Source organism: Streptomyces sp. NPDC006711, from assembly GCF_042869775.1.
GTDB lineage: Bacteria > Actinomycetota > Actinomycetes > Streptomycetales > Streptomycetaceae > Streptomyces.
In genome coordinates this window covers 200,480-208,899 of the sequence record NZ_JBIAGO010000015.1, presented here as the reverse complement: position 1 = coordinate 208,899, position 8,420 = coordinate 200,480, and the positions used below count along the sequence as shown (strand labels likewise).

Here is an 8,420-nt window from a genome sequence, read left to right as displayed (position 1 = left end):
ACCCCCCAGGTCATCCGTTCGACAGAGGGAACACAGTCATACCGGGCCCGGAGGCCAGCGGCCCCATTGCAGGACCGCGAAAAACATAACGGGGGGGGGGAGCTGGTGCTGGCCCGCATGGGCAGCCTCGGTCCGTCCGGCGGGCGGCGTTCTACCGGGGTGGGGCCCCATGAGTCCCGGCTGTGGGCCGTGCGTGGCTGGTCGCGCAGTTCCCCGCGCCCCTGGCGGGCTGGTGCTGGCCCGGCTGGTTCGCCTCAGCCCGTCCGGCGGTCAGCGTCCCACCGGGGCGGAGTCCCACGAGCCCCGGCTGTGGGCCGTGTGTGGCCGGTCGCGCAGTTCCTCGCGCCCCTGGCGGGCTGGTGCCGGCCCGCATGGGCGGCCTCAGCCCGCCCCCCCACGGGGACCCGGGTCACCCCCGCGGCAGGGTCAGCCGGAACAGGGCGCCGCCCCCCGCCGCCCGATGCGCCGACAACTCCGCCCCATGCGCCCGCGCGATCTGCCGCGCCATCGCAAGGCCGAGCCCGGACCCGGGGAGCGCCCGCGCCTGTTCGGCCCGGTAGAAGCGGTCGAAGACATGAGGCAGATCGGCCTCGGCGATCCCGGGCCCGTGATCCCGCACCGTCAACTCACCGGTCCGCAGGGCGACTTCGACCGGCGCCCCGGGCGGACTGAACTTCGCCGCGTTGTCGAGCAGATTGGAGATCAGCCGCGCGAGCCGCCCGGGCACCCCGGGCAACGTAACCCCCGCGTCCTCCAGCTCCAGCTGAAACGGCGTCGCCGGCCAGTGCGCCCGGGCCCTGTCCACGGTGTGCGCGAGCAGCGGAGCGAGCCGCACCTCCTCCAGGAGCGGTACGGGCTCCTCGTCCCGCGCCAGGTCGATGAGGTCGTTGACCAGGACGGACACCTCCCGGATCTGCCGCCCCAGCGCTCCTGAGGCCCGATCGCGCTGGGCCGCGGTCAACCGGTCGGCCCGCGCCAGCAGCTCCGCGTTGGTGCGCAGCGCGGTCAGCGGCGTCCGCAGCTCGTGCGACGCGTCCGCGACCAGGCGGCGCTGGGCCGTCACGGACTGCTCCAGCTCGCCCAGCATCGTGTTGAAGGACGCCGCGAGCCGGGTCACCTCGTCCTCCTTGACGGGCCCGCCGGGCTTCCCCGGCGGCAGCTCGATGCGGTGGCTCGGGTCACGGGTCGCCGCGATGTGCTCGGCCGTCCCGGTGAGCCGGGCCAGCGGCGCGAGCCCGGTCCGCGACACCCAGTAGCCGAGCCCGGCGGCGAGCAGCACCCCGGCGGCCCCGACCGCGCTCAGGAGCCAGGCCGCCTGGCTCACCCCTTCGCGTACGGTGTCCGAACGCAGCGCCACCTGAAGGGACTTGGCGCCGCCGAAAGGGGTGGTGAGCATGCGGGCCGGCTTGCCACCGGCCAGAGCGATGTTGGTGAAGTACGGCTGGCGCGCCCCGGTGGCGACCTCCCGCACGGGCCGGCTCACCGGCAGGAGATAGGGCTCGCGCGGATCGAGCGCCGGGTTGGCGGGGACGATCTGCGCGCACGCGGGGGCGGACAGGAAGCGGCACTCCCCGGCGAGCACGCCCGCACCCGCGTTCCGGTTCTGCTGGATGGCCAGGGTCGCGGACTGGGTGAGGTTCAGATTGAGCTGGTGGTAGAGCTCGTAGCGGATCACGAAGAACGCGGCCGCGCACACCCCGACCGCGACCAGCGCGACCGCGGCGGACGCGGCCATGGTCAGCCGGGTCCGCAACGGGCGGTGGCGCCGCCACCGCGCCCCGAGCCGCCGCCGGGCGCTCACCGGACCCCCACGTGACGCCGCCCCGGACCTCGCGCCGGCCCCCGCGCCCGGCCCCGCGCCGGCCCCCAAATCCGGTCCCGCGCCTCACCCACCCGCACCCCCCTCATGACGCATCGAGGCGGTAGCCGACGCCGTGCACCGTGTGGACCAGGCGGGACTCGCCGGCCGCCTCCAGCTTGCGCCGCAGATAACCCACGTACACCGCGAGCGAGTTGGAGTCGGGACCGAAGTCGCGGCCCCAGACCAGTTCGTGGATCAGCTCCCTCGGCAGGACCTGCCCCGGGTTGCGCACGAGCAGTTCGAGCAGGGCGAACTCGGTGCGTGTGAAATCGATGGGGCGCTCACCCCGGCGGGCGGTGTGGGCCGTGGGGTCGAGGACCAGATCCGCGTACCGCAGCTCCTGCGGCCCATCCGGATCGGGAGCGGCCCGGCGCAGCAACGCCCGTACGCGCGCGATCAGTTCGTCCAGGGCGAAGGGCTTGACCAGATAGTCGTCCGCGCCCGCCTCGAGTCCGTCCACCCGCTCGCTCACCGCGTCCAGCGCCGTCAGGACCAGGACCGGGGTCCTGTCACCCATCGCGCGCAGCTGGCGGCAGACCCCGAGGCCGTCGAGGACCGGCATCATCACATCGAGGACGATCGCGTCGGGCCGCCAGGCGGCGACGTCGGAGAGCGCCGCGAGTCCGTCCGCCGCGCCCCGCACCTCGTACCCCTCCACCGTGAGGCCGTCCTCGACGGCCGCCCGTACCTCCGGTTCGTCGTCGACGACGAGAATTCTGACCGCGCGCGTGGTGCTCATGGGCAAAGCCTGCCAAACGCGGCTCTTAGAACCCTCTTAAGGCGCCCCGTGAACCTCGGTGCCATGCGCACACCATTGTCAGTAGTGATCGGGGCGGGCGGTACCGGCGGACACATCTACCCCGGGCTCGCGCTCGCCGAGGCACTGCGGGGGGCCGTCCCCGACGCGGTGATCTCCTTCGTCGGCACGACCCGGGGCCTCGAGGGCGAGCTCATACCCCGCGCCGGGTACCGGCTGCACACCGTCGACATGATCCCCTTCGACCCCTCGCTCGGCGCCAAGCGCTATCTGCTGCCCGCCGCCCTGCTGAGGTCGGGCGCGCAGTGCCGGGCCATCCTCAAGGCGCAGGGCGCCCAGGTCGCGGTCGGCATGGGCGGCTATCCGAGCGCGCCGGTCATCGTCGGCGCGAAGCTGGCCGGGCTGCCCAGCCTGATCCACGAGTCCAACGCGGTGCCGGGCCGCGCCAACCAGTTCGCGGCCCGGCTCACCCCGAACATCGCGGTCGCCTTCGACCGCAGCCGCGCCCACCTCTCCGGCGGCCAGGACGCCCTCACCACCGGCATGCCCATCGCCGCCTCGCTCGCCACGCTCGACCGGCCGACGCTGCGCGCCGAGGCCCGCCGGGCGCTCGGTGTGCCGCCAGGGGCGCGGCTCGTCCTCGTCAACGGCGGCAGCCTCGGCGCGGCGCGGCTCACCTCGGCGGCGATCGGCCTCGCGCACCGCTGGCGCGACCGGGCCGACGTCCACCTCCTCATCAAGACGGGCCCGGCCCAACTGGCGGACGCGGCAGACCAGTTGAGCGGCCTGCCCGGCGCCCGCGCCGTGCCCTACCTCGACCGGATGGACCTCGCCTACGCCGCCGCCGATCTCGTCGTGTGCCGGGCGGGCTCCGCCACCGTCGCCGAACTCGCCACGACCGGGGTGCCCGCCGTCCTCGTGCCCTACCCGCACGCGCCCGGCGACCACCAGACCCACAACGCGCGAGTCCTCTCCGACACGGGCGCGGGCCTGCTCGTCCCGGACGCCGAGACCACCGCGTTCCGCCTGGCCGGAACCATCGAGCCCCTGCTCGCCGACCCGGCCCGGCTCGCCGCGATGAACGGCGCCGCCGACCCCGGCAACCACGCCCGGGCCGCAGGCCTGCTCGCCGCCCGGGTCCTCGAACTCGCCTCCCACCCCACCACGTCCATCAAGGAGTACGCAGCATGAGCACCACCACCGTCTGGCAGGGCCGCACCGTTCTGGTCACCGGCGCCGAGGGCTTCATCGGCTCCACCCTGGTCGACCTGCTCCTCGAACTCGGCGCCGAGGTCCGGGCGTTCGTGCACTACAAGCCGTACGCCGAGAAGGGCCACCTCGCGCATCTGATGGACCACCCCTCGGTGGAGATGATCGCCGGGGACGTCCGCGACGCGGGCCGGGTCTCGGACGCGGTCGCCGGCTGCGACACCGTCTTCCACCTGGCCGCGCTCATCGGCATCCCGTACAGCTACGACTCGCCGGGCGCCTATGTGCAGACGAACGTGGTCGGCACCGAGAACATCGCCGAGGCCTGCCGCCGCCACGCGGTGCGCCGCCTCGTGCACACCTCCACCAGCGAGGTGTACGGGACCGCCCTGACCGCGCCGATCAGTGAGCAGCACCCGCTCCAGCCGCAGTCGCCGTACTCCGCGTCCAAGATCGGCGCCGACATGATGGCGCTCTCGCACTGGCACGCCTTCGAGCTCCCGGTCACCGTCGTGCGGCCCTTCAACACCTACGGCCCGCGCCAGTCCGCCCGCGCCGTGATCCCGACCATTCTGGCCCAACTGCACGCGGGCGTACGGGAGATCAAGCTCGGTTCCCTGACCCCGACGCGGGACTTCACCTATGTCACCGACACCGCGCGCGGCTTCCTCGCCGTCGCCGAGTGCGACCGGGCGCTGGGCGAGGTCGTGAACCTCGGCACGGGCCGTGAGATCGCGATCGGCGACCTGGCGCGGGCGCTCATCGCCGCGTCGGGCCGCGAGGCATCGGTGGTGGTGGACCCGGCCCGCCTGCGCCCCTCGGGCAGCGAGGTGGAACGGCTGCTTTCGGACAACACCCGGGCCCGCGCGTGGGCGGGCTGGCAGCCGGAAGTCGCCCTGGAGGACGGCCTGAAGCGGACCTCGCAGTGGGTGGCGGACAACCTCGCCCTGTTCGCCCCGGGGCGGTACCAGGTCTGAGCGCTCAGAACACGAATCCGGGGGGTGCGTGGGCGAGATCCCACCACACCCACGCCATCAGGCCGAAGACGAACAGCAGGACGGAGATCAGGCAGCACGCAACCTCGTTGCCGGGCTTGCCTTCTTGGTGCACTCCGTCGGGCTCGTCGGGCCACCCCGGTGTTCTCCCCATCCGCCGAGCTTCGCAGGAAAGGAGCACGGGGCGGAGCCGGGGAGATCACGGTCCGGCCACGTCGGCCTGCCTCAGGCGGCGTCGCTCACGCCGGGCTGACCCGGGCGGCGTCGCTCACGCCGTCGCCGCCAGCCCCGAGCAGATCAGCAGGGTGAAGTCGCGGGCCCACTCCTCGTCGACCGGTTCCGCGCTGACCAGGGCGCGGTGCACCACCGCGCCCGCCACCACGTCGAAGATGAGGTCGGTGTGGCGGGCGGAGATCTGCGGGTCGGCCTCATAGGGGAGTTCACCCCGGGCCTGGGCGCGTTCGCGGCCGACCAGAACCAGCCGCTTCTGACGGTCGACGATGGCCGACCGTATCCGCCCGCGCAGCGCGTCGTCGCGGGTGGATTCGGCCACCACCGCCATCAGCGCCGTCTTCGTCTCGGGGCGCTCCAGCAGGGCCGCGAACTGGAGGACGACCCCCTCCACATCGGCCACCAGGCTGCCAAGGTCGGGGAGTTCGAGTTCGTCGAAGAGGACCGCGACCGCGTCCACGACCAGTTCGTTCTTGCCCGCCCAGCGCCGGTAGAGCGTCGTCTTGGCCACTCCGGCCCGCGTCGCCACGTCCCCCATCGTCAGCTTCGACCAGCCCAGCTCCACCAGCGCCTCCCGGGTCGCCAGCAGGATCGCGGCGTCGGCCTCGGCGCTGCGGGGCCGGCCCGTACGACCCGTACAGGAAGGTCTCGCGGCGTGGGATGAAGAACGCATGACGGCGACCATACCGGCCGGTAGCAATCGCGCCAGGGGGCGTGCGCTGTGCGCGAGATCACCCTGTGCGCCCGGCCCCGGACCAGTTACGCTACGACTCGTAGCGAAAGCCTTGAGCGGCCTTCCGCGACAACCACAGCGACAACAGCGGCACAGGCGCCCGGGTGGGGACCCGGACGCCGACGTAACGAACCGGCGGCGCCATTCGTGCCGCCCGACGTCTCGCAATCCGGCGGGAGACCTCGGGCGTGCCCGGATCCTGCCACCGGCGCACCACGCACCTGCGCGGAAGGGGGAGGATGTACGCATGCAGCCTAGGAACATGTCCATGAGCGGCGTCGTCGACCTCGCCGCGGTGAAGGCGGCCGGTGAGGCCAAGAGCAAGGCGGAGCAGGCGCGAGCCGAGGCCGCCCGGCAGGGCGGGGTCCCGGCGGTCGCGCCGTCCGCGCTCGTCATCGATGTCGACGAGGCCTCCTTCGAGCGCGACGTCCTGACCCGCTCCGCCGAGGTGCCGGTCGTCATCGACTTCTGGGCCGAGTGGTGCCAGCCCTGCAAGCAGCTCGGCCCGCTGCTCGAACGCCTCGCCGTCGAATACAACGGCCGTTTCCTGCTCGCCAAGATCGACGTCGACGCCAACCAGATGCTGATGCAGCAGTTCGGGATCCAGGGGATCCCGGCTGTCTTCGCGGTGGTCGCCGGCCAGGCGCTCCCGCTCTTCCAGGGCGCGGCTCCCGAGGCGCAGATCCGCGAGACCCTGGACCAGCTGGTGCAGGTCGCCGAGGAGCGCTTCGGCCTGACCGGCATCGCGGTCGACCCGGACGCGGCGGCCCCCGCCGCCGAGGCGCAGGTCCCGGCCGGCCCCTACGACGCCCTGCTCGAAGCGGCCGTCGTCGCTCTAGACTCGGGCGATCTGGCCGGCGCGACGCAGGCGTACCGCAGTGTCCTGAACGACGACCCGGGCAACCCCGAGGCCAAGCTCGGCCTCGCGCAGGCCGAACTGCTCCAGCGCGTCCAGGACCTCGACCCCCAGCAGGTCCGCAAGAACGCCGCCGAGAACCCGGCCGATGTGGCGGCCCAGATCGCGGCGGCCGACCTCGACTTGGTCGGCGGTCATGTGGAGGACGCGTTCGGGCGGCTCGTCGAGACCGTACGGCGTACGTTCGGTGACGACCGGGATGCCGCCCGGGTCCGTCTCCTGGAGCTCTTCGAGGTGATCGGCGGGGACGACCCGCGCGTCACGGCCGCGCGAACGGCGCTGGCGAGGGTGCTGTTCTGACCTACGTGTGAACGTCCGCGGGCGTTCACCCACCTGTCACCGAATGAGTGTCCGAGCGGGGTATCCGGCGGGCGATTTGGCGACACAGAGACAAGCGGCGGCCGCGTTTTGCCAAAAATTGGGTAAACGCGGCCGCTGTTACTTCCAGTAAGTTGAGCCCCTTCTTACGTCCGCTTTTCTGCGGCGATTTCCCCTTCTGTCCGGTCACTCCGCGGCACCCTGCGTGCCCACGCGATGCCCGCCGGTCGTGGCTCGGTTATCAGGCCGTTACTGGCTAGTAATGACCCCCCTTGTGCCCCGGCCCGGAATGGACCACGATCGGCCACGCTCGGTCCAATAACGCACCAGCCCGACAGCCACTCGGCGCGGCCGCTGACTTGGGTCCCCACCGGGCCGGCCGGTGACAGTGGCACCGGCCGTGGACAGGGGGGTCCCTGCTTCCCGCAGGGCCTGTCCGGAGGTTGCGCGAACGCGTGGCCAGTGGTTGTCGCTCGGGGGTGATCGCCGGTGTCGGACGAAGTGCGCGAGTCGCACCTGATCGACCTCCCGTGCGCTCCCCTTCCCGAGGACGTAGCACTTCTCCCATCCCGTGACAGCCCTTGAGGGGTCCGTCCCGGAGATGTACGTCCGAGAAGGAGGAAAGTCATGGAGTCCCAAGTACGTGGCGGGACCAGATGGAAGCGGTTCGCTCTGGTCATGGTGCCGAGCGTGGCCGCGACGGCCGCGATAGGCGTCGGCCTTGCACAGGGCGCGCTCGCGGCGTCGTTCAGTGTGTCGGGTGTCGACTTCAAGGTGACGGCCGAGCAGCTGGACGGCCAGAACCTGTTGCAGTACGGCAGTGTGGCCACCGGGAAGTCCCTCGACGGTGGGGACGCGAACCACCCGGTCGTGGTGTCGGGCTTCAGCCATGCCGACATCAGCAAGATGTGCCAGTCGGTCGTGCAGCCGCTGCCGATGGGCCTCGGTTACGTGACGATGAAGCTGAAGGCGGGTGGCGGTCAGGAAAAGATCGCCGCGGACAACATCTACCTCGATGTTTCCGACCTCTCGACAGACGCGCAGTTCGAGCACATCGACATCGGTGTCGCGGCGGGCGAGGGCAAGACCGGTGGCAAGTACCCCGGTTCGACGCAGATCCAGCCCGGAGCAAACGGAAAGATCGCCGACGGTGCGGGGCTCGGATTCGCCCAGCGTGCCGACCGGGCGCTGCTGAACAACGTGCAGCAGCGCGCCTGGGCCACCACGGCCGGTTCGTTCAAGCTCCCCGGCCTCAAGCTCAGCTTGGCCGTCGACAAGGACCCGAAAAAGAACGAATGCGGGACCTGGCAGGACGAGTGGAAGCAGTAGGCACTTCCTCCAGTGGCCGCTGAGCGCCCCCGGCGTCCAGTGGCCACTGGGACCCCTCCACCTTCCCTCTC

At 72.0% G+C, this 8,420-nt stretch carries 8 protein-coding genes; 4 read left to right on the top strand and 4 right to left on the bottom strand.

Annotation, left to right across the window (positions count from 1 at the left end):
• Positions 1-409: 409 nt before the first annotated feature.
• The gene (locus tag ACFYM2_RS26455) at positions 410-1,801 is read right to left on the bottom strand and encodes a sensor histidine kinase (RefSeq protein WP_388839647.1); all 1,392 of its coding nucleotides are present in this window, start codon (positions 1,799-1,801) and stop codon (positions 410-412) included.
• 103 nt (positions 1,802-1,904) lie between these two features.
• Positions 1,905-2,600, bottom strand: a complete 696-nt coding sequence (locus ACFYM2_RS26450; RefSeq protein ID WP_358999179.1) for a response regulator transcription factor — start codon at positions 2,598-2,600, stop codon at positions 1,905-1,907.
• A gap of 63 nt (positions 2,601-2,663) precedes the next feature.
• Between ACFYM2_RS26450 and ACFYM2_RS26445 the strand changes: the two genes are divergently transcribed.
• Together ACFYM2_RS26445 and ACFYM2_RS26440 are read left to right on the top strand one after the other, a co-directional pair.
• Entirely contained in the window at positions 2,664-3,809 is a 1,146-nt protein-coding gene (locus ACFYM2_RS26445; RefSeq protein ID WP_388839644.1) for a glycosyltransferase, read from the top strand.
• A complete protein-coding gene (locus tag ACFYM2_RS26440) occupies positions 3,806-4,804 on the top strand; it encodes an SDR family NAD(P)-dependent oxidoreductase (RefSeq protein ID WP_358999185.1) in 999 nt (332 codons plus the stop codon). The genes ACFYM2_RS26445 and ACFYM2_RS26440 overlap by 4 nt, the downstream gene beginning before the upstream one ends.
• Positions 4,805-4,808: 4 nt before the next feature.
• Here ACFYM2_RS26440 and ACFYM2_RS26435 read toward each other — a convergent pair whose 3' ends face one another.
• Positions 4,809-4,976, bottom strand: coding sequence for a hypothetical protein (locus ACFYM2_RS26435; protein ID WP_350232721.1), 168 nt, complete (start codon positions 4,974-4,976; stop codon positions 4,809-4,811).
• Between the two features lie 114 nt (positions 4,977-5,090).
• A complete protein-coding gene (locus ACFYM2_RS26430; protein WP_388839641.1) occupies positions 5,091-5,738 on the bottom strand; it encodes a TetR/AcrR family transcriptional regulator in 648 nt (215 codons plus the stop codon).
• 295 nt (positions 5,739-6,033) lie between these two features.
• Between ACFYM2_RS26430 and ACFYM2_RS26425 the strand changes: the two genes are divergently transcribed.
• Positions 6,034-7,002 carry a tetratricopeptide repeat protein gene (locus tag ACFYM2_RS26425; RefSeq protein WP_358999189.1) on the top strand — a complete coding sequence of 323 codons (969 nt, stop codon included), beginning with the start codon at positions 6,034-6,036 and terminating at the stop codon, positions 7,000-7,002.
• Positions 7,003-7,647: 645 nt separating this feature from the next.
• Positions 7,648-8,349: a DUF6230 family protein gene (locus tag ACFYM2_RS26420; RefSeq protein ID WP_358999192.1), complete on the top strand. Its 702-nt coding sequence runs from the start codon at positions 7,648-7,650 to the stop codon at positions 8,347-8,349.
• The last annotated feature ends 71 nt before the right edge of the window (positions 8,350-8,420 follow it).

What these genes read in the sequence shown, in the direction of transcription:
- ACFYM2_RS26440 (WP_358999185.1), top strand. Translation starts at nt 3,806, where the DNA reads ATGAGCACCACCACCGTCTGGCAGGGCCGCACCGTTCTGGTCACCGGC.
- ACFYM2_RS26425 (WP_358999189.1), top strand. Translation starts at nt 6,034, where the DNA reads ATGCAGCCTAGGAACATGTCCATGAGCGGCGTCGTCGACCTCGCCGCG.
- ACFYM2_RS26435 (WP_350232721.1), bottom strand. Translation starts at nt 4,976, where the DNA reads ATGGGGAGAACACCGGGGTGGCCCGACGAGCCCGACGGAGTGCACCAA.
- ACFYM2_RS26430 (WP_388839641.1), bottom strand. Translation starts at nt 5,738, where the DNA reads ATGGTCGCCGTCATGCGTTCTTCATCCCACGCCGCGAGACCTTCCTGT.
- ACFYM2_RS26450 (WP_358999179.1), bottom strand. Translation starts at nt 2,600, where the DNA reads ATGAGCACCACGCGCGCGGTCAGAATTCTCGTCGTCGACGACGAACCG.
- ACFYM2_RS26420 (WP_358999192.1), top strand. Translation starts at nt 7,648, where the DNA reads ATGGAGTCCCAAGTACGTGGCGGGACCAGATGGAAGCGGTTCGCTCTG.
- ACFYM2_RS26445 (WP_388839644.1), top strand. Translation starts at nt 2,664, where the DNA reads ATGCGCACACCATTGTCAGTAGTGATCGGGGCGGGCGGTACCGGCGGA.